The organism is Paraburkholderia nemoris, from assembly GCF_905221015.1.
Classification (GTDB): Bacteria; Pseudomonadota; Gammaproteobacteria; order Burkholderiales; family Burkholderiaceae; genus Paraburkholderia; species Paraburkholderia nemoris.
Map to the genome: position 1 here is coordinate 483,599 of NZ_CAJNBO010000001.1, position 17,747 is coordinate 501,345.

Annotated in this window: 17 protein-coding genes; 10 read left to right on the forward strand and 7 right to left on the reverse strand. The window is 61.5% G+C overall.

Annotated features, from left to right (window positions below; all coding sequences use genetic code 11):
- Nucleotides 1–188 precede the first annotated feature (188 nt).
- Together KHO33_RS02130 and KHO33_RS02135 are read left to right on the forward strand one after the other, a co-directional pair.
- Nucleotides 189–668, forward strand: a complete 480-nt coding sequence (locus tag KHO33_RS02130) for a nuclear transport factor 2 family protein (protein WP_054035370.1) — start codon at nucleotides 189–191, stop codon at nucleotides 666–668.
- Between the two features lie 119 nt (nucleotides 669–787).
- Complete coding sequence (locus KHO33_RS02135; RefSeq protein ID WP_200561815.1) at nucleotides 788–1,669, forward strand: 2OG-Fe(II) oxygenase; 882 nt, start codon at nucleotides 788–790, stop codon at nucleotides 1,667–1,669.
- Nucleotides 1,670–1,677: 8 nt separating this feature from the next.
- On the opposite strand, the gene KHO33_RS02140 is transcribed toward KHO33_RS02135, so the two are convergent.
- The 4 genes from KHO33_RS02140 to KHO33_RS02155 form a co-directional block, all read right to left on the reverse strand.
- A complete protein-coding gene (locus tag KHO33_RS02140; protein WP_200561813.1) occupies nucleotides 1,678–2,322 on the reverse strand; it encodes a cation diffusion facilitator family transporter in 645 nt (214 codons plus the stop codon).
- Nucleotides 2,323–2,566: 244 nt separating this feature from the next.
- Nucleotides 2,567–3,001, reverse strand: coding sequence for a GNAT family N-acetyltransferase (locus KHO33_RS02145; protein WP_054035373.1), 435 nt, complete (start codon nucleotides 2,999–3,001; stop codon nucleotides 2,567–2,569).
- A gap of 114 nt (nucleotides 3,002–3,115) precedes the next feature.
- Nucleotides 3,116–4,552, reverse strand: coding sequence for an MFS transporter (locus KHO33_RS02150; RefSeq protein ID WP_200561811.1), 1,437 nt, complete (start codon nucleotides 4,550–4,552; stop codon nucleotides 3,116–3,118).
- Nucleotides 4,553–4,827: 275 nt separating this feature from the next.
- Nucleotides 4,828–5,709 (reverse strand): isocitrate lyase/PEP mutase family protein, encoded by an 882-nt coding sequence (locus KHO33_RS02155; RefSeq protein WP_200561809.1) that lies wholly within the window; start codon nucleotides 5,707–5,709, stop codon nucleotides 4,828–4,830.
- A gap of 204 nt (nucleotides 5,710–5,913) precedes the next feature.
- On the opposite strand from KHO33_RS02155, the gene prpR reads away from it, so the two are divergent.
- The 5 genes from prpR (at nucleotide 5,914) to KHO33_RS02180 (ending at nucleotide 12,573) form a co-directional block, all read left to right on the forward strand.
- Nucleotides 5,914–7,878 (forward strand): propionate catabolism operon regulatory protein PrpR, encoded by a 1,965-nt coding sequence (prpR, locus tag KHO33_RS02160; RefSeq protein ID WP_407946153.1) that lies wholly within the window; start codon nucleotides 5,914–5,916, stop codon nucleotides 7,876–7,878.
- Nucleotides 7,879–8,026: 148 nt separating this feature from the next.
- Nucleotides 8,027–8,590 carry an alkyl hydroperoxide reductase subunit C gene (gene ahpC, locus KHO33_RS02165; RefSeq protein ID WP_054035375.1) on the forward strand — a complete coding sequence of 188 codons (564 nt, stop codon included), beginning with the start codon at nucleotides 8,027–8,029 and terminating at the stop codon, nucleotides 8,588–8,590.
- A gap of 152 nt (nucleotides 8,591–8,742) precedes the next feature.
- Entirely contained in the window at nucleotides 8,743–10,335 is a 1,593-nt protein-coding gene (gene ahpF / locus KHO33_RS02170) for an alkyl hydroperoxide reductase subunit F (protein WP_200561805.1), read from the forward strand.
- Nucleotides 10,336–10,619: 284 nt separating this feature from the next.
- On the forward strand, nucleotides 10,620–11,048 hold the full coding sequence (locus KHO33_RS02175) for a hypothetical protein (RefSeq protein ID WP_200561803.1): 429 nt from the start codon (nucleotides 10,620–10,622) through the stop codon (nucleotides 11,046–11,048).
- 370 nt (nucleotides 11,049–11,418) lie between these two features.
- The gene (locus KHO33_RS02180; protein WP_200561801.1) at nucleotides 11,419–12,573 is read left to right on the forward strand and encodes an alkane 1-monooxygenase; all 1,155 of its coding nucleotides are present in this window, start codon (nucleotides 11,419–11,421) and stop codon (nucleotides 12,571–12,573) included.
- An 88-nt stretch (nucleotides 12,574–12,661) separates the two neighbouring features.
- Here the strand turns inward: KHO33_RS02180 and KHO33_RS02185 are convergent, their stop codons facing one another.
- On the reverse strand, nucleotides 12,662–13,075 hold the full coding sequence (locus tag KHO33_RS02185) for a DoxX family protein (protein ID WP_054035376.1): 414 nt from the start codon (nucleotides 13,073–13,075) through the stop codon (nucleotides 12,662–12,664).
- A gap of 96 nt (nucleotides 13,076–13,171) precedes the next feature.
- On the reverse strand, nucleotides 13,172–13,897 hold the full coding sequence (locus tag KHO33_RS02190; protein WP_093635779.1) for a pirin family protein: 726 nt from the start codon (nucleotides 13,895–13,897) through the stop codon (nucleotides 13,172–13,174).
- Nucleotides 13,898–14,033: 136 nt separating this feature from the next.
- Between KHO33_RS02190 and KHO33_RS02195 the strand changes: the two genes are divergently transcribed.
- Nucleotides 14,034–14,924 carry a LysR family transcriptional regulator gene (locus KHO33_RS02195; RefSeq protein WP_054035475.1) on the forward strand — a complete coding sequence of 297 codons (891 nt, stop codon included), beginning with the start codon at nucleotides 14,034–14,036 and terminating at the stop codon, nucleotides 14,922–14,924.
- 447 nt (nucleotides 14,925–15,371) lie between these two features.
- Here the strand turns inward: KHO33_RS02195 and KHO33_RS02200 are convergent, their stop codons facing one another.
- On the reverse strand, nucleotides 15,372–16,388 hold the full coding sequence (locus KHO33_RS02200; protein WP_200561799.1) for a 1-aminocyclopropane-1-carboxylate deaminase: 1,017 nt from the start codon (nucleotides 16,386–16,388) through the stop codon (nucleotides 15,372–15,374).
- 161 nt (nucleotides 16,389–16,549) lie between these two features.
- Here KHO33_RS02200 and KHO33_RS02205 point away from each other — a divergent pair, with 161 nt between their 5' ends.
- Together KHO33_RS02205 and msrB are read left to right on the forward strand one after the other, a co-directional pair.
- Nucleotides 16,550–17,089 carry an Lrp/AsnC family transcriptional regulator gene (locus KHO33_RS02205; protein WP_054035379.1) on the forward strand — a complete coding sequence of 180 codons (540 nt, stop codon included), beginning with the start codon at nucleotides 16,550–16,552 and terminating at the stop codon, nucleotides 17,087–17,089.
- Between the two features lie 135 nt (nucleotides 17,090–17,224).
- Entirely contained in the window at nucleotides 17,225–17,737 is a 513-nt protein-coding gene (gene msrB, locus KHO33_RS02210) for a peptide-methionine (R)-S-oxide reductase MsrB (protein ID WP_200561797.1), read from the forward strand.
- Nucleotides 17,738–17,747: the final 10 nt, after the last annotated feature.

The window sequence follows — 17,747 nt, forward strand, 5'->3', positions numbered from 1 at the left end:
TCCGCTTGATCGATTCATTGCTGGCGGCGCTCTGACGTTCGCCGACTGACGCTGCACCTTAGAAGCCACCACCTGGACCACGGCGGCCCCATTTTCCGATATCGTGTGCTGCGTGCGCGCTCAGGCGCACGCTCCTTTCCGGGCCGTTTCCACGACAGGTCGACCGGGTAACGCATAAGCACAAGAAAATGAGCCATCCCAACACCGAACTGATCGCGCGTTTTTACACCGCGTTCCAGCAGCGCGACGCCGAAACGATGGCTGCCTGCTATGCCGACGACGTAGTTTTCAGCGATCCGGCCTTTGGCGAGTTGCGCGGCGAAGAGGCCCGCGACATGTGGCGCATGCTGGTGTCGCGCGCGCAGGACTTCTCGCTGACGTTCGACGGCGTCGAAGCGGATGCGCTCAACGGCCGCGCCCACTGGGTCGCCCGTTACACATTCAGCCAGACGGGCCGCACGGTAGTGAATAGCATCGATGCCCGCTTCGTGTTTCGCGACGGTCGCATCGTCGAACACCGCGATACCTTCGACCTTTGGCGTTGGGCCCGTCAGGCTTTGGGGTTCAAGGGCCTGCTGCTCGGCTGGACACCGTTCGTGCAGGGCGCGATCAGGGCGCAGGCGAGAAAAGGCCTCGACCTCTATCGACGCCGGCAGCGCCGCGCTTAACGGCTGAGCCCGGGGCCAACCCGGAGTCAGCCCCGGGTTGGCCCGGCGCATTCCCCCAGTCTTGCTATGAACCGGCCAGTTGATGCAGTATTTCGTGATATCGACAAGCGGGGAGTTCTATGCCGGTAGTGGATGCGTCATGGGAAGCGTGGCTGAGCAGTAACGTAGCGCGCGGTTGCAGCATCGACTCGATGATCGACGCGATGGTGCAGGCCGGCTTCGCCACGGAAGCCGCGCGCGCGGAAGTGCGCAAAGCGTTCGGCATGAACCCGGCGGACGCGGGAGCGGCCCCGGCGGCCGTAGCGACCGAGGCTGCCCTCGTCAAAACCGCGCCGCAAACCTACCAATACGACGAGTCGCCGGTTGCGCGCGGCAATGTGATCCGGGCGCAGGATCGCGACGTCCGCGTGTTGATGCGCTGCGAGCGGCCCCAGGTGATCGTGTTCGGCGATGTGCTTTCGCCTGACGAATGCGACGAGATGATCGAGCGCTCGCGTCATCGACTGAAACGCTCGACCACGGTCAATCCCGCCACCGGCAAGGAAGACGTGATTCGCAACCGCACCAGCGAAGGCATCTGGTACCAGCGCGGGGAAGACGCGTTCATCGAAAAGATGGACCGCCGCATCTCGAGCTTGATGAACTGGCCGGTTGAAAACGGCGAGGGACTGCAGATTCTGCATTACGGCACGACCGGCGAATATCGCCCGCACTTCGATTATTTCCCGCCCGATCAGCCCGGCAGCGCGGTGCATACCGCCCAGGGCGGGCAGCGCGTGTCGACTCTGGTGATCTATCTGAACGACGTGCCCGACGGCGGCGAGACGATCTTCCCGGATGCGGGCATGTCAGTCGCGGCGGTCAAAGGTGGCGCGGTGTATTTCCGCTATATGAACGGCCAGCGTCAACTCGATCCTCTGACCTTGCACGGCGGCGCGCCGGTGCTTGGCGGCGACAAATGGATCATGACGAAGTGGATGCGCGAACGCGCGTACGGCTGAGGCGCGCGCTATTCGGCCGCGTGCGGTGCGGCGGTTTTCCCCGGAGCACCGGCTGACAGTTGCTTCAATGCGCTGCGCGCGCCGACGCAGCCCATCCGCATGATCATCAGGCCGATCGCCGCGCCTGCCACGTGATCGAGCATCGGCATGCCCGCGATGCTGCCGGCTACCCCTAAGGTCGCAACCAGCGCCGACACTGCATCCATTCGCGCGTGCCAGGCACTTGCCAGCAGAATCGCCGAGCCGGTGCGCTGGCCTTCCGCGCGCAGGTAACGGAACAACGCTTCCTTGGCGATCGTGACGAAGCCGCTAACGGCGAGCGCGCCGACTTGCATCGTCGTGTTGCCGCTCAACGTGGCGGTTTGGCCGATGCTGTGCCAGAGCATTTGGGCTGCCGTAACAATCAGCAGGGCGGCGATGAAGAGGGATCCCAGGGCTTGCGTGGTGCTGCCGTCCCCTTCGCGCGGCGTTGCATTCAGGTGTTTCGAACTGAGATACAGCACGATGAGCACGACGCCGTCGGCGGCCAGGTCGCTCAAGGTGTGGACGCCGTCCGCGACCAGCCCGTCCGAATGCGCCGTCAGGCCGATGGCAATCTGCAGCGCCATGAGAAAGGCGTTGAGCAGCGCACTGGTGGAGGCGGCTTTAAGCAAAGCGGCCGCCTTGAGTGGTGCGGCTGTCGCTATCGCTGTCGCGCACGGAAGGCTGTGGCATCGGGTCGGGACGGGTTATGTTGTCGCAGAAAAGTACCCGTCGAACGTGGCGCGCAGATGACAGTGCCGCAACGGCTGCCGGCGATCAGGAGCAGTTCGTCCGCCCGGACGTAGGCGAACAGGGCGCCCGGCCTGCACGTGCTGCGCTAACAGGCGGCTCCGTCATCAGCCGCCCGTGCTTCGCTTAAGCCGTCTTGTACACATCCGGGTTGTGCACTTCCATATAACGCTCCGGCGTCGCCAGCCCCTTGAAGCCGTGCGGTTCGTAGACGTGGTGAGCGTCGCTCGTCACCAGCACGATTCTGCGCAAACCGGTCAGCGACGGGCTGCCGAATACATGCTTCATCAACGCCGACGCGTATCCCTTGCCACGGTACGCCGGCAGCACGAATACATCGCACAGGTAGGCGAATGTCGCCTGGTCCGTGATCAGGCGGGCAAACGCGATCTGCCTGCCTTCGATATACGCGCCGAAACATAGGGACCCCGCCATTGCCCGGTCGAACGTCTCGCGCGGCATGCCCTTCGCCCAAGCCGTTTCCTGCGATAGAAACGCGTAGACCATTTCTATGTCGAGGTCGGCCTTGTTGCTCGAAATCGTCAAATCGTTCGCTTGCACTGCGCGTCCCCGCTGGTTCTGATCAAGCAATCAAAGGATGCGGCACCGGTTGGGCACTGCGCCGCTGCTTCAACTCCGCTTCAAACCTTTCCATCCTTCCGGCCCACTGCGAGCTCAGCCCTTCGCTGGATCTTCGGTGCCGCGCGAACCGCCGCCAATACTCTGTCCGGCGTCGCGCGCGAGGCCCAGGTAGCCGGTCACGGACACCAGCGTCAGCACGCCGGCAAACAGGAACGCGAGGCGGAAATCGTCCAGGGTGAATACACGGCCGGTCGTCTCGCCGTTGAAGAACGCTGCCGCGCGCAGCGAGACGGCGCCGAAGGCGATGCCCAAACCGATCGTCATCTGCGCGGCGGCGCTCCATAGCGTGCTTGCCGCGCTCATCTGCGGCTGTGCGACGTCGGCGTAGGCGAGGGTGGCAAGCGTCGAAAATTGCATCGAGCGCGCTACGCCGTAGATGAACACGACGAACAGCACCAGCGCGAGCGGCACGTTCGGCGTCAACAGCCCGCAGGCAATGATGAAAACGCCGGCCACCACCACGTCGATAATCGACACCATGCGGAAGCCGTAGCGTTGCAGAATGCGCGTGGTCAGCGCCTTCATGCCGAGATTGCCGAGCGCGCTCGCGAGCAACAACAGGCCCGACTTGAACGCCGACAACCCGAAACCAATCTGGAACAGCAGCGGCATCAGATATGGCACCGCGCCAATGCCGATCCGGGTGAACGAGCCGGTGACCACGGTCACGGAGAAGGTCGGGATTTTCAGCGTGGAGACGTCGATCAGCGGATGCGGATGACGCTTCGCGTGCTGGAACGCCACAACGCCCGCCAGCAATCCGCCGACGATGAACGCACCCGCCACCCAGGGATTCTCGCCGGGCTGGCTCGCCAGTTCAGCGCCATACAGAATTGCCGTCAGCGTCGTGGCGCTCAGCACGAGGCCAACCACGTCGAGCGGCTTGCGCTCGGTGCCACGCAGGTTCGGCACCAGCGCGAGCGCAACGGCCATCGCTGCCAGACCGAAGGGTACATTCAGCAGGAAGATCCAGCGCCAGGATGCATAGGTGGTTATGAAGCCGCCGACCGGCGGTCCGACGACGGGAGCTGCAATGGCCGGCCAGGTGATGGTCGAGATCGCTTGCATCATCCGGCTCTTTTCGGTGCTGCGGACCACGATCAAACGGCCCACCGGCACCATCATCGCGCCACCCATGCCTTGCAGCAGCCGCGCGGCCGTAAATTCGGTCACGTTCTGCGACAAGCCGCACAATACCGAAGCCAGCGTGAAGACGCCGATCGCGCTGAAGAACACCGTGCGCGAGCCGCAGCGGTCGGCGACCCAGCCGCTCACCGGGATGAAAATCGCCAGCGCCAGCATGTAGGCCGTCATGCCGAGGCTCAGGCTGTTCGGCCCGACGCCGAACGAGTGCGCCATCTGCGGCAAGGCAGTGGCGATCACCGTGGTGTCGAGATACTCCATGAAGAAGGTGGCCGCGACGATGTACGGCAGCCAGCCGACATGTGAATTACGTGTGTCGCCGGTCATGCCGCTGTCCTCGACACCTTGCCGTTGCGGGTGGATTCGATGACGCCTTTGGCGTCTTTAGCGTGCTGGCGTGTCCCGCGCGATTGAGTTGACTTCATGTTCTTGCGACAACCTTTTGAAAACGTGTTTCCGGCATTCCTCGATGGACGGGCAACGAGGTCGCGGCCTGTCTGGCGTCAGCCAGCTCTGCATCGTAACGCAACAAGCCGCTGCAGACAGCGGCGGTCCACGCCAACATGGCGAAGACCGTGCCGGAAACACAGCGCTCTTGCCGCTCAGTCCTTCGCGGCGTATTCGCGATCGAGCTTGTCGTACAGCGGCTTGTTGACAAGGCGCTGGCGTTCGCTGAACGGCGCGACCAGCGTCGCGTCTTCATCGAGGCGCCCATTGCTCTGCAACGTGCCGAGCGCGCGCTGCATGCCGAGCACCGCGCCTTGCAGCGCCGCGTTCGCATACAGCACGATGCCGTAGCCGAGCTTGCCGAGCGCTTCTCGCGATTGCACCGGCGTCTTGCCGCCGATCACGATGTTGATCAATTGCGGCTTGTCGAACAGGGCCGGCAAACGCTCGATGTCGGCGAGCGATTCAGTCGCTTCGATAAACAGAATGTCCGCGCCGGCCTCGATGAAACGATGGCCGCGCTCGATCGCGTCTTCGATGCCGTGGACGGCGGCCGCATCGGTACGCGCCATGATCTGCAGATTGCCGTCTTCGCGGGCGTCGACGGCGGCGCGGATCTTGCCGACCATCTCACTCGTGCTGACGACTTCCTTGCCGGAGAAGTGGCCACATTTCTTCGGCATGATCTGGTCTTCGAACTGGATCACGTCGGCGCCGCTGCGCTCGAGCACGCGCACGGTCTGACGCACGTTCAGTGCATTGCCGAAGCCGGTGTCGGCGTCGACGATCAGCGGCAGCGCGACCGCGTCGCGAATCCGCGCGCAATGCTCGGCGACTTCGGCGAGACCGATGAAGCCAAGATCGGGCAGCCCGAGCGACATATTCGTGACGCCCGCGCCCGTGATGTAGATCGCTTCGAAGCCGGCGTCTTCAATCACGCGCGCACTCATCGCATTGAAGGCGCCCGGCACGAGCAGGCCCTGGCGTTGGTTGACTTTGGCGCGGAACGCGGCGCGGCGATTAGCGGATGTGCTCATGACGGTGTGTCTCCAGATGGGAAGTGGGTGATAGAACGCTGAGATGCAATTCGCAGGAAGCATGCCATTTGCCGCGTTTCACGATTTGTGCCGGACAATCAAAAGCTTAGGCGGAAAGGGGGCGTGCCGCCGTTCGTGGCAGAATAGCCGATATGTTCCGTGAAACGTTTCATGGAACGTTTCAGCTACGAGCGGAGTGTCGCAGTGTCCACGTTCACGTCGTCCCTTGCCAATTCCAATTCCGGCCGCCCGGGCGTCGCCCTGGTCAGTATCAGCCGGTTGCAATCGCTTTGCGAGACGGTCGCGCCGCGCTATACCGGGCGGGCCAGATTTTTTTCGGTCCGGGAAGGTTATGGCGCCGCCGTCACGGCCCTGCAAGCCTATGTGGACGCGGGTTCGGTCGATGTCGTGCTGGCAGCCGGATCGAACGGCGCATACCTGCGCGACAACCTGAGCGTGCCGGTGGTGATGGTCAAGGTGAACGGCTTCGACGTGCTGAGCGCGATCACCCGCGCCACGACGACCTGGCCCGGCGCAAAGATCGGCCTTGTCCTGCACGAAACCATCTCGCACGAACTCGCGGACCTGAGCGCATGGCTGAATGTCGGCCTGAAACAGCGCGCCTACCGGTCAATCGATGAAGTGCGGCTCGCGGTTGCGGGCCTCGCAGCAGAGGGCTGCAGCGTCATCATCGGCCCCGGCATGGCCTGCGATTTTGCCCAGCAAGCCGGTCTTGAGAGCGTCTTCCTGTATTCGCTCGGCGCGGTCGAAGAAGCGTTCGAGCGCTCGGTCGAGCTGGCGCGTGTGAGCCGCCAGAAGGAATCGAAGCGGGTGCGCCTGAACACGATCGTCGCCCATCTGCGCGACGGCGTGGCCGCTTTCGACGATGCTGGTCAGCTCGAAGCCGTCAATCCGGCCATGCTCGATCTGCTCGGCCTCGACCGCGAACAGGACCTTCCGGCGCAATTGACGCGTGCTGTCGGCCCGTTACTGCGCGAGACGCTTGAGCATGGCATGCCGGTCGAGGAGCGAATCGAGCAGATCGGCGGCCGTGCGCTGATCGTCAACTGTGTGCCGATCCTCGAGCAAGGCGTGTGTTCGGGCTCGGTGGTCACGGTGCAGGATGCGCTGGTCGCCCAGCGGATCGACCGCTCGCTGCGTACCAGCCAGCGGCCGAAGCATCTGGTCGCGCGGCACCATCTGGACGATCTGATCGGCAGTTCAGTGGCGCTCGAGCGGGTGCGGCGGCTCGCGCGCGCGGGCGCGGCTCACGACGCCACCGTGCTGCTGAGCGGCGAAAGCGGCACCGGCAAGGAGCTGGTCGCGCAAGGCATCCACAATGCCAGCCGGCGGCGCGGCAATCCGTTTGTCGCCTTCAATTGCGCGGCGCTTCCTGAAGGGCTGATCGAGAGCGAGCTGTTCGGTCACGAGGAAGGCGCGTTCACCGGCGCGCGCCGGGGCGGCAAGCCGGGCCTTTTCGAGATCGCCCACACCGGGACGATCTTCCTCGACGAAATCGGCGAGATGCCGGCGGCGCTGCAAAGCCGGCTGCTGCGGGTGTTGCAGGAGCGCGAAGTCATGAAGCTCGGCTCCGGGCGTGCGACCCCCGTCGACGTGCGGGTGATTGCCGCCACCCATCGTGATCTGCACGCGCTGGTCGAGCAGGGTGCGTTCCGCGCGGACCTGTATTTTCGGCTGAATCTGCTTCAGATAGAATTGCCGCCGCTGCGCGAGAGACGCGGCGATGTCGCGCAACTGGCGCGGCATTTGTTGAACCGCAGCGCGCTCCAATATGGGCTGTCGGGCGCCTCGCTCGATCGGGTTCTGGCGTTCCTCACACCGTTGTTCGAGCACTATGCGTGGCCCGGCAATGTCCGGGAGCTGGAAAATTTGCTGGCGCGCGCTGCGATTTATCTGAGCGATTCGGCCGGCGAGGGCTGGCAGGATCTGCAGGCAGTGTTTCCGGAATTCGGGCGCATGCGGCAGACAGCCTCGGACGCGCATGGAGCCGTGACTCCTGCCCACGCCGCCGGCGACCCCTCGGCCCGTCGCTCACCCACCCGCGAAGATGTCTTTCGCGCCCTTGAACAGGCTGGTGGCAATCGCGCTGCAGCAAGCCGGGCGCTGGGAATCGGCCGCACGACCCTCTGGCGGCTCATGAGAGACTGATCCCAGGATTGGTGCGTCGCAATAGTCGCGGGTAGCCGGTCAAATAGTAATAAACTATCGAAATAATTTAAACACACCGCTTTACCTATTAAGCGACGTCTGACATACTGACTCCACTTTCCAACCACTCCGAAAGAGGACTCAGTAAATGCCGATCATCAACAGTCAAGTCAAACCGTTCAAGGCGCAGGCTTATCACAATGGCGACTTCCAGACCGTCACGGAAGAGAGCCTGAAGGGCAAGTGGTCGGTTTTCGTTTTCTACCCGGCTGACTTCACGTTCGTTTGCCCGACCGAACTGGGCGACCTGGCAGACCGTTACGCTGAATTCAAGAAGCTCGGCGTCGAAATCTACAGCGTTTCGACCGATACGCACTTCACGCACAAGGCATGGCACGACACGTCGGACACGATCCAGAAGATCAAGTACCCGATGATCGCTGACCCGACCCTGGCAATTTCGCGCAACTTCGACGTGCTGATCGAAGAAGAAGGTCTGGCACTGCGCGGCACGTTCGTGATCAACCCGGAAGGCGAGATCAAGCTGGCCGAAATTCACGACAACGGCATTGGCCGTGACGCTGGCGAACTGCTGCGCAAAGTGCAAGCTGCGCAATACATCGCGGCTCACCCGGGTGAAGTTTGCCCCGCCAAGTGGACGCCGGGCGCTGAAACGCTGACGCCGTCGCTCGACCTGATCGGCAAGATCTAAGGTCTAAAAGCCTCTCGCAGTACGCGCTTCACGGCGCATCGCCGTGCGAACCGCTTGATACAGCGGTTCGCACGTCCCCGGACTGCACGCCTCCTACCCGGATGCGTGCGGGGCCCGGGATCCAACACCCCTCGTCACGGAATCGAATAGCCATGCTGGACGCCAATCTCAAGACTCAGTTGAAATCCTACCTCGAAAAGGTTAGCAGGCCTATCGAGATCGTCGCCTCGCTCGACGACAGCGCGAAATCGCAAGAGCTGCTGGCATTGCTGAGCGATATCGCGACGTTGTCGGAGCGCGTCACCGTGGTCGAACGTCGCGGCGACAGCGAACGCAAGCCGTCGTTTTCGATCGGCGAGCCGGGTAAGGAAACGGGTATCCGTTTCGCTGGCATTCCGATGGGGCATGAATTCACGTCGCTCGTCCTCGCGCTTTTGCAGGTCGGCGGCCATCCGGTCAAACTCGAAGACGCAGTGATCGAACAGATCCGCAGTCTCGACGGCGACTATCAGTTCGAAACGTATTTTTCGCTGTCATGCCAGAACTGCCCGGAAGTCGTCCAGGCACTGAACGTGATGGCGCTGATCAACCCGCGCATCCGCCACGTGGCGATCGACGGCGCATTGTTCCAGAACGAAGTCGAAGCGCGCCAGATCATGGCGGTACCGACCATGTTCATGAACGGCGAAGTGTTCGGCCAGGGCCGCAGCGGTGTGAAGGAAATTCTCGCGAAGCTCGACACCAATGCCGGTGCGCGTGCGGCGAAGGAACTGGAAAAGAAGCCGGTGTTCGATACGCTGATCGTGGGCGGTGGCCCGGCGGGCGCGGCCGCGGCGATTTACTCGGCGCGCAAGGGTATTGCGACGGGTGTCGTGGCGGAACGCTTCGGCGGTCAGGTGCTCGATACGCTGGCGATCGAGAACTTCGTCTCCGTGACGGAAACGGAAGGACCGAAGTTCGCGACGGCGCTCGAACAGCACGTGAAGAGCTACGAAGTCGACATCATGGACGTGCAGCGCGCTGAAGCGCTGATCCCGGGCCGCATCAACGAAGTGCGTCTGGCGAACGGCGCAGTGCTGAAGGCGAAGACGATCATTCTGGCGACGGGTGCCCGTTGGCGCGAAATCAACGTGCCGGGCGAGCGCGAGTATCGTAACCACGGCGTGGCTTACTGCCCGCACTGCGATGGTCCGTTGTTCAAGGGCAAGCGCGTTGCGGTGATCGGCGGCGGTAATTCGGGCGTCGAAGCGGCGATCGATCTCGCGGGTATCGTTCGTCAAGTGACGTTGTTTGAATTCGGCGCGCAATTGCGTGCCGACGAAGTGCTGCAACGCAAGTTGCGCAGCCTTGCCAACGTGACGATCGTCACGCAGGCGCAGACCACGGAAATCACCGGCGACGGCAAAAAGGTCAACGGTCTGGTCTACAAGGACCTGCGTTCGGGCGAAACGAAGAACATCGAACTCGAAGGCGTCTTCGTGCAGATCGGTCTCGTGCCGAATACCGAATGGCTGAAGGGCACGGTTGAGTTGTCGAAGCACGGCGAGATCGTTGTCGATGCACGTGGCGCAACGTCGGTGCCGGGCGTGTTTGCTGCAGGCGACGTAACCACCGTTCCGTTCAAACAGATCGTGATTGCAGTGGGCGAGGGCGCGAAGGCATCGCTCTCCGCATTCGATCATTTGATCCGCAGCAGCGATGTGGATGAAGTGGTGAGCGAAGCGGAAACTGAAGCGACAGCTTGATGGTGTTGTGTGCGTAGTGGACGGCGGCCTGCGGGCCGCCGTTTTTGTTTGTGGTTAGATCAGGACCGCTTTTGAGCGGGATTTGTTTTTGGCTAAGCGAAGGATGGGACGGCAGTCTGTCAGGATAATCTGACCGCCGCCCTGCGGAGGAATCGCTTTTCTCAGAGGTCTTGAGTGTGCTTTGAAAAAGCTCAGATTCCTATGCCATTTGACAGTGTTATTTCGGAAAACGAACGACTTCGACAGACGTAGAATATTGACCGATCCAAAGCCGTCGATTGTCTATGCCGAAGATTGAAGTACAAGTGTTTGAATCGCCCGAATATGCCACTCACTGCTTTCAACCCGTTGTTCACCTTGGGACGACGTGGGACCTGAGTCACCTCGATTCTTTTGCCTTCAAATGCGACCTTGGTCTGGGTTGCGCGATAACCGTGCTCGTGATGTTCTCGTGTCATTGCTTTTCCCGCAGCTTTGCTCGGGATGGACGAGTGCGCGCTGAAATTCCGAGCGTCGAGATCTATGACGACGGTCGTGAGCAGCGAGTTCTTGATCCGGTCCGCTATGAGTTGTCGAAGAAACTGCTGCGGGATTTGGTTGTGACGATGCGATGGCAAGCCACAAAAACCAACGGCTGCCTTTCGGCAGCCGTCGCATGCGGGACTCTCTATTCACCTTGCGGTGAAATTTCCACTCCAGGTGGAACCCGGTGACCCGGGCGGCACTACGTTTTTCACACCCGCTCGTACGTAGTTTTGAGGTTTGACTATATGAATTTGACCAGCCGCGGTCAAGCGGCCGAGGGCGCGACGCACTGCAGCAGGTGGAGGCCCACGCCGGGCTGCAACTCGCAGGCAGCGTTTGCCGCACCCAAACACTCGTTTCATTCACCCGCTCGACGCCCACCCCGAACGCCGCACCCACGCCCCCCTTGTTTGAAGCCTCCCACCTAGGCAAATTCCTTGGCTATCCCACCCCTCAGGCCATATAAATCTGGAAGTCGGGCACGGTCCCGCCGACACGCGCACTGGCTCGCAAGCGCACAGCTTGCCGACCGGGCGACATAAAACAAGGAGGGAGACAATGGCAACATCGCAGGCGGCCCCCGCTCGGTGGGTCGACAGCAAGCGCTATCTGTGGCTTCTGGGCGCACTCACCATCACCTTGCCGCTGCATGCGGCCAATCTGGCGTTGCAGACCGGCTGGCATATTTTCTGGTGGTTCGGGCCGATTTTCGTGTTCGGCATTATCCCCGTGCTTGACTATCTGATCGGTGACGATCCGAGCAATCCGCCCGAGGAAGTCGTCCCCACGCTCGAACGGGAGCGCTATTACCGTCGCGTCGTCTATCTCGCGACCTTCATCGAATACGTGTCGTTTTTCGGCGCGTTATGGATTGTCGGCACGCACGCTCTGACGTGGTACGACTACCTGGGTTTTGCGCTCTCGCTGGGCGCGGCGACTGGCGTATCGATCAATACCGCGCACGAACTCGGTCACAAGACGGATGGTTTCGAACGATGGCTCGCCAAGATCACACTGGCGCCGGTCGCCTACGGCCATTTCTTCGTCGAACATAATCGTGGACACCACGTGCGCGTCGCTACGCCGCCCGATCCGGCGAGCGCGCGCTATGGCGAATCGTTCTGGCGGTTTCTGCCGCGCACGGTATTCGGAAGTATCGCGTCGGCGTGGCGCCTCGAGAAGCATCGGCTCGAACGCCTCGACAAATCGCCCTGGACATGGCGCAATGAAGTCCTGCACTCGTGGGCGATGACCGTCGTTCTGTGGGGCGCGATGATTGCGCTGTTCGGCAAAACGGTGGTTCCGTTTCTGCTGATCCAGGCTGCGTACGGGGCCTCGCTGCTCGAAGTGGTCAACTATCTTGAGCACTACGGGCTCGGCCGCAAGCAACTCGCGAGTGGCCGTTACGAGCGCTGCCAGCCGCAGCACTCATGGAACAGCAATCGTATCGTGACGAATCTGTTTCTGTATCAGCTGCAGCGTCATGCCGATCATCATGCGAATCCGACGCGCTCGTACCAGGCGCTGCGTCATTTCGATGGCGCACCGCAATTGCCTTCCGGTTACGCGACGATGATCATGCTCGCGTACGTGCCGCCACTGTGGTTCCGCGTGATGAACCCGCGTGTGGTCGCGCATTATCAAGGCAACATGGCGCAGTCGAATATCCGGCCGGCCATTCGTGAGCGCGTGCTGGCGCAGTTTGCCGGTTAACGTGGATTGCTTCATGCAAAGAAAAAGCCGCCCGGGCAGTGCCGGGCGGCTTTTTTTATCGAGTTTATCGAACTGCGGCAGCGTGGCTTTAACGCCGGTCGATCGAGTACTTGCCGGCGCCGGTCACACACAACAACAGCAGTCCACCCATGATGCTGATGTTCTTGTAGAAGTGGATCATGTTGTCGTATTGCACCGCGCCCGTCATGTTCCAGTAGTGGTGGCCGATGATCGCCGTGCCGAGCGTATAGAGCGCCAACAGCAGCGCAAGCGGCCGCGTATAGAAGCCCACCAGCAGCGCGATGCCCACCACTAGTTCCATCACGACGGCGATGGCCGCCGACAACTCAGGCGCAGGCGCGCCGGTCGACGTCATATAAGCGACGGTGCCGGAAAAACCGGTCAGCTTCGACCAGCCGAACATCACGAACAGCACCATCAACAGGATGCGGGCGATGAGAAGGACCGTGTCTTTCTGGTTTTCAAATAGCGTATAGCGCATGATTTTTCTCTGTAGGTAAGGGACGGTGCGGTTCGCCGCAAACTTCGCGGCGAGCCACGCTTGAGCCGGCCAGATCTAACGACAGGATTGAGCCGCTTAAGCCCACAACTCCGATACTTCAATGTTACGCAGATCGAACACCAACACCTCCGCGTCGTGACCTTGCGTGAAAGTCAGGGCTTCTTCGCCGCGGACCCGCGCGCCGTCGCCTTCGCCAAGCTCGACGCCGTTCACCGTGACGCTGCCGCGCGCCACGTGAATATAAGCATAGCGATTGCTGGCCAGTTCGAGGCGCGCAGTTTCGTCACCGTCGAAAAGACCGGCATAGACCCGCGCGTCCTGTTGCAGCACCAGCGAGTCGTTCGCACCGTCCGGTGACATCACGAGGCGCAGCACTCCACGCTTCTCGTCCGCGCCAAAGCGCCGTTGCTGATAGCGCGGCGTGGTGCCTTTCTGCGCCGGCGCAATCCAGATCTGCATGAAGTGCACCGGGTCGGTCTTCGAATGGTTGTATTCGCTATGCGCGACGCCGGTTCCCGCGCTCATCAACTGGATGTCGCCGGGCACGATCACCGAGCCGGTGCCCATGGTGTCCTTATGTTCCAGCGCGCCTTCCAGCACGTACGAAAAGATCTCCATGTCGCGGTGCGGGTGCTTGCCGAAACCTTGCGCTGGCGCGACACGATCGTCGTTGATCACGAGCAGGTCGGAAAAGCCGTTCTGCTTCGGATCGTGATAGTTCGCGAAGGAAAACGTATGACGCGAGCTAAGCCAGCCGTGCTCCGCGCGGCCGCGTTGATTGGCGTGTCTGATTTCGAGCATCGTATTTCTCCTTGTTTCCGGTTGTGCGATCCGGCCGGATGTTTGGCCGCGATCCATGAATGACAGTTTAGGTCAATCAGGATGGTTATAATCGTATGCATATATGAAACACTGTCTCCGTAAGGTGGACAATACGATGCAACTCGATGATATGCGGATCTTTGTCGCCACGGTCGACGCCCATAACTTCACCGCCGCGGCAAAGCGGCTGGCGCTGTCGAAGCAGTTCGTCAGCCGGCGCGTTATGGCGCTGGAAGAGGCGCTCGGCGTGCAACTGTTGATTCGCAATACGCGCAAGTTGGCTGTGACCGAACTCGGTCAGGAGTTTTATGAGCGTGCGCGGCGCATTCTCGGGGAGGTGGAAGACGCCGAGCAGGCGATGTCGTTGCGGCGCGCCGGGCCGCGGGGGCTCTTGCGGGTTAGTGCGCCGATGTCGTTTGGGATGATGCATCTGTCGCCATTGGTGGCGAGCTTCCTGCGCGAGCATGCAGATGTGCGCTTCGATATGGAGTTGAGCGATCGTACTGTCGATGTGGTCGGCGAGGGGTTCGATATGGCGATTCGGATTGGTGCGTTGCCGGATTCCACTTTGATTGCGCAGAAGCTTGTGGATGTCAGGATGGTGGTGTGCTGTAGTCCTGGGTATGTGCGGAGGCGGGGGGCGCCAGTTGTGCCTGCTGACCTTGCGCGGCATTCATGTCTGTTGTATGGGCATGGTGGGGTTGTGAGTTGGGATTTTGTTGTTGATGGGGTTTCTAAAGGGGTTGAGGTGAATGGGCCGCTTCGGGCTAATAATGGCGAATTGATTCGCGATGCGGCTGTGGCGGGGTTGGGGATTGTTCGGCTTCCTGATTTTATTGTGGCTGATGCCGTTGGGAGTGGGTTGCTTGTGACTGTTCTGGAGGAGTTTTTGCCTTCGGCAGCGACTGTTTATGCTGTTTATCCGCAGCATCGGCAGAGCTCTGTCAGTATTCGGGTTTTTGTTGAGTTTTTGCGGGAGAGGTTGAGGAAGAGGTTGATGGGTTGATGTTTTTGCCTGTGCGGCGCTTGGTTATCTGTGTTCTTAGGGTGTTGGCCTTTCCTTGATTTGTTAGTGGTCTATTGGCGTTGCCCCTGTGCGGGGCGGCACTTACTTCTCTTTGCCGCCGCAAAGAGAAGTAAGCAAGAGAAAGCGGCTCAAACCACTCATGCTAAGTGGGCACCGTGGTCTGCTGCGGGTAGTGGTGCATCTGGAATCTGTGTCCGTGCACGTTCAAGCGTCAGTGACAAGGGCGTCATACTTCCGGCGGCGCCGCGCGCGCCGAAGAGTAATTCATAAAACCGATCGCTGCGTTTCAGGCTTCGGTTCCGTTCGCCCAGCGATATTTCGCGGAGCGGGCGGCGGCGGACTTTGTCGCGGCAGACTAACCACCGGCCACCGGCCACCGGCCACCGGCCACCGGCCACCGGCCGCCGCTCGCGGGCCTATTGCCGCTTAGCCGTTCCGGAAAATGAAGCTGTAACCGTTCAACGCCGGCACGCCGCCCAAGTGCGCGTACAGCACCCGTGAGCCTTCCGGGAATTCGCCGTTTCGGACCATGTCGATCATGCCGTGCATCGATTTGCCCTCGTACACGGGGTCAGTCAGCACGCCCTCGAGGCGCGCACATAGGCGGATCGCTTCCAGGGTTCCTTCGTTCGGCAAGCCGTATTCGGGGCCGGCGTAGCGTTCGTCCAGGACCACGTCCTTGCTCGTGATGTCGCGCTCCAGGCCGACTTTTTCGGCGGTCTGCTTCGCGATTCGGGTGATCTGCTCGCGCGTCTGTGCCGGTTTTGCGGATGCGTCGATGCCGATTACGCGCTCGGCGCGGCCGTCGGCGGCGAAGCCCACTACCATGCCGGCCTGGGTGCTGCCCGTCACGGAACACACCACGACGTAGTCGAATTTGAAGCCCAGTTCGGCTTCCTGTTGGCGTACCTCTTCGGCAAAGCCGACGAAGCCGAGGCCGCCCAGCGGATGGTCGGAACAGCCGGCCGGGATCGGATACGGCTTGCCGCCCGCAGCGCGCACGCTCTCCAGTGCATCCTCCCAGCTCTTGCGAAAGCCAATGTCGAAGCCGTCAGCAACCAGGCGGACGTCCGCGCCCAGAATGCGCGACATCTGGATGTTGCCAACCCGGTCGTACACGGCGTCCGAATAGTTGACCCAGTTCTCCTGCACCAGCACGCACTTCATTCCCAGATGCGCCGCCACCGCCGCCACCTGGCGGGTCTGGTTCGACTGGATGCCGCCAATCGACACCAGCGTGTCGCAACCCTGCGCCAACGCCTCGGGAATCAGATACTCCAGCTTGCGTGTCTTGTTGCCGCCGAAGGCAAAGCCGCTGTTGCAGTCTTCGCGCTTCGCATATAGGTGCACCTTGCCGCCCAGGTGGACGCTCAAACGCTTCAGCGGTTGGATCGGCGTGGGCCCGAAAGTCAGCGGGTAGCGAGGGAAACGTTGCAGGTTCATGGCAGCTCCGAATTTGTAGGTTTGACGCGAGCAGCAAGCAGTCGCGTTACAACAAATGGTAGGGAAAAGCGCTAGAAATGAGCTTGCAAATAAATTCCGTTCCGCATACTTTTAAAACTGTGCAATCAAACATCACCTAATAAAAATCCGGACAGGAACCCATGAGTGCAACAAAAGTTCGTAGAGCATCTATGACTGCCGCCGCAGTTGCCGCCGCCTCATCTGCCGAAGCCGATCCGCTTCACGCGCTCGATCGCATCGACCGGGCGATCCTGCGTCAACTGCAAACCGATGCGTCGATCTCGAACGTCGCGCTCGCGGCCAAAGTCAAACTGAGTGCGCCGGCGTGTCTGCGGCGCGTCGAGCGGTTGAAGGAGTCGGGGCTGATTCGCGGTGTCGTCGCGTTGATCGACCCGAAGGCGGCCGGCGCGGGCATGCTGGTCATCATCGGCGTGGTGCTGGATCGGTCTACGCCGGAGTCGTTTGCCGAGTTCGAGAAAGCGGCGCAGAAGGTGGCGGGCTGCATGGAATGCCACGTCGTGACCGGCGAATTCGACTATTTCATGACGATCCGCACGCGCGATAGCGACAGCTTCAATCGTCTGCACGCGGAACAGTTGCTTTATTTGCCCGGCGTCCGGCAAATCCGCTCGTTCATGGTGCTCAAGGAAATTCTGTCGACCACCAAATTTCCGCTGTAGTCGCTGCTGCCCAGCAAAAAGACGCGCATGCTGTCATAAATCCCCTTGCTGGACGACTAAGTGTCGGGACCACTCGTGGGCGGCGCGCTTAGCGCCTGAACGGGTGGACGGTACGGACTTTCCGGGGCGATCATCATGGCTTGCAACAGACGGACATTCTTCAGGTTAATCGGCGCGGCGTCGCTCGCCGGCAGCACCGCGGCATGGCGCACGGCCGGCGCGGCGGAGTTGGGCACAGCGGCTGCCTACGAGGTCGCGCACAGCGATGCCGAGTGGCACAAGCTGCTCACGGACGCGCAATTCCGCGTGTTGCGCGAAGCGGGCACGGAGCGCCCATTCAGCAGCCCGCTGAACGACGAGCACCGCGTCGGCACATTCGCGTGCGCCGGTTGCGCACTGCCGCTGTTTTCGTCGAAGACGAAGTTCGATAGCGGCACCGGCTGGCCCAGTTTCTGGCAGCCGATGGATCACGCGGTCATCACGCATACCGACAAGTCGTTCGGCATGACGCGCGACGAAGTACTATGCCGGCGCTGCGGCGGCCATCTGGGTCACGTGTTCGATGACGGCCCCAAACCGACCGGCCTGCGCTATTGCATGAACGGCCTCGCGTTGACTTTCACGCCGGCCGCGCGCGCCACGAGTTGATCGAATCAGG

What these genes read in the sequence shown, in the direction of transcription:
- KHO33_RS02175 (WP_200561803.1), top strand. Translation starts at nt 10,620, where the DNA reads ATGCCGAAGATTGAAGTACAAGTGTTTGAATCGCCCGAATATGCCACT.
- KHO33_RS02130 (WP_054035370.1), top strand. Translation starts at nt 189, where the DNA reads ATGAGCCATCCCAACACCGAACTGATCGCGCGTTTTTACACCGCGTTC.
- ahpF (WP_200561805.1), top strand. Translation starts at nt 8,743, where the DNA reads ATGCTGGACGCCAATCTCAAGACTCAGTTGAAATCCTACCTCGAAAAG.
- KHO33_RS02185 (WP_054035376.1), bottom strand. Translation starts at nt 13,075, where the DNA reads ATGCGCTATACGCTATTTGAAAACCAGAAAGACACGGTCCTTCTCATC.
- KHO33_RS02190 (WP_093635779.1), bottom strand. Translation starts at nt 13,897, where the DNA reads ATGCTCGAAATCAGACACGCCAATCAACGCGGCCGCGCGGAGCACGGC.
- ahpC (WP_054035375.1), top strand. Translation starts at nt 8,027, where the DNA reads ATGCCGATCATCAACAGTCAAGTCAAACCGTTCAAGGCGCAGGCTTAT.
- KHO33_RS02195 (WP_054035475.1), top strand. Translation starts at nt 14,034, where the DNA reads ATGCAACTCGATGATATGCGGATCTTTGTCGCCACGGTCGACGCCCAT.
- KHO33_RS02135 (WP_200561815.1), top strand. Translation starts at nt 788, where the DNA reads ATGCCGGTAGTGGATGCGTCATGGGAAGCGTGGCTGAGCAGTAACGTA.
- msrB (WP_200561797.1), top strand. Translation starts at nt 17,225, where the DNA reads ATGGCTTGCAACAGACGGACATTCTTCAGGTTAATCGGCGCGGCGTCG.
- KHO33_RS02180 (WP_200561801.1), top strand. Translation starts at nt 11,419, where the DNA reads ATGGCAACATCGCAGGCGGCCCCCGCTCGGTGGGTCGACAGCAAGCGC.
- KHO33_RS02150 (WP_200561811.1), bottom strand. Translation starts at nt 4,552, where the DNA reads ATGACCGGCGACACACGTAATTCACATGTCGGCTGGCTGCCGTACATC.
- KHO33_RS02155 (WP_200561809.1), bottom strand. Translation starts at nt 5,709, where the DNA reads ATGAGCACATCCGCTAATCGCCGCGCCGCGTTCCGCGCCAAAGTCAAC.
- KHO33_RS02205 (WP_054035379.1), top strand. Translation starts at nt 16,550, where the DNA reads ATGAGTGCAACAAAAGTTCGTAGAGCATCTATGACTGCCGCCGCAGTT.
- KHO33_RS02200 (WP_200561799.1), bottom strand. Translation starts at nt 16,388, where the DNA reads ATGAACCTGCAACGTTTCCCTCGCTACCCGCTGACTTTCGGGCCCACG.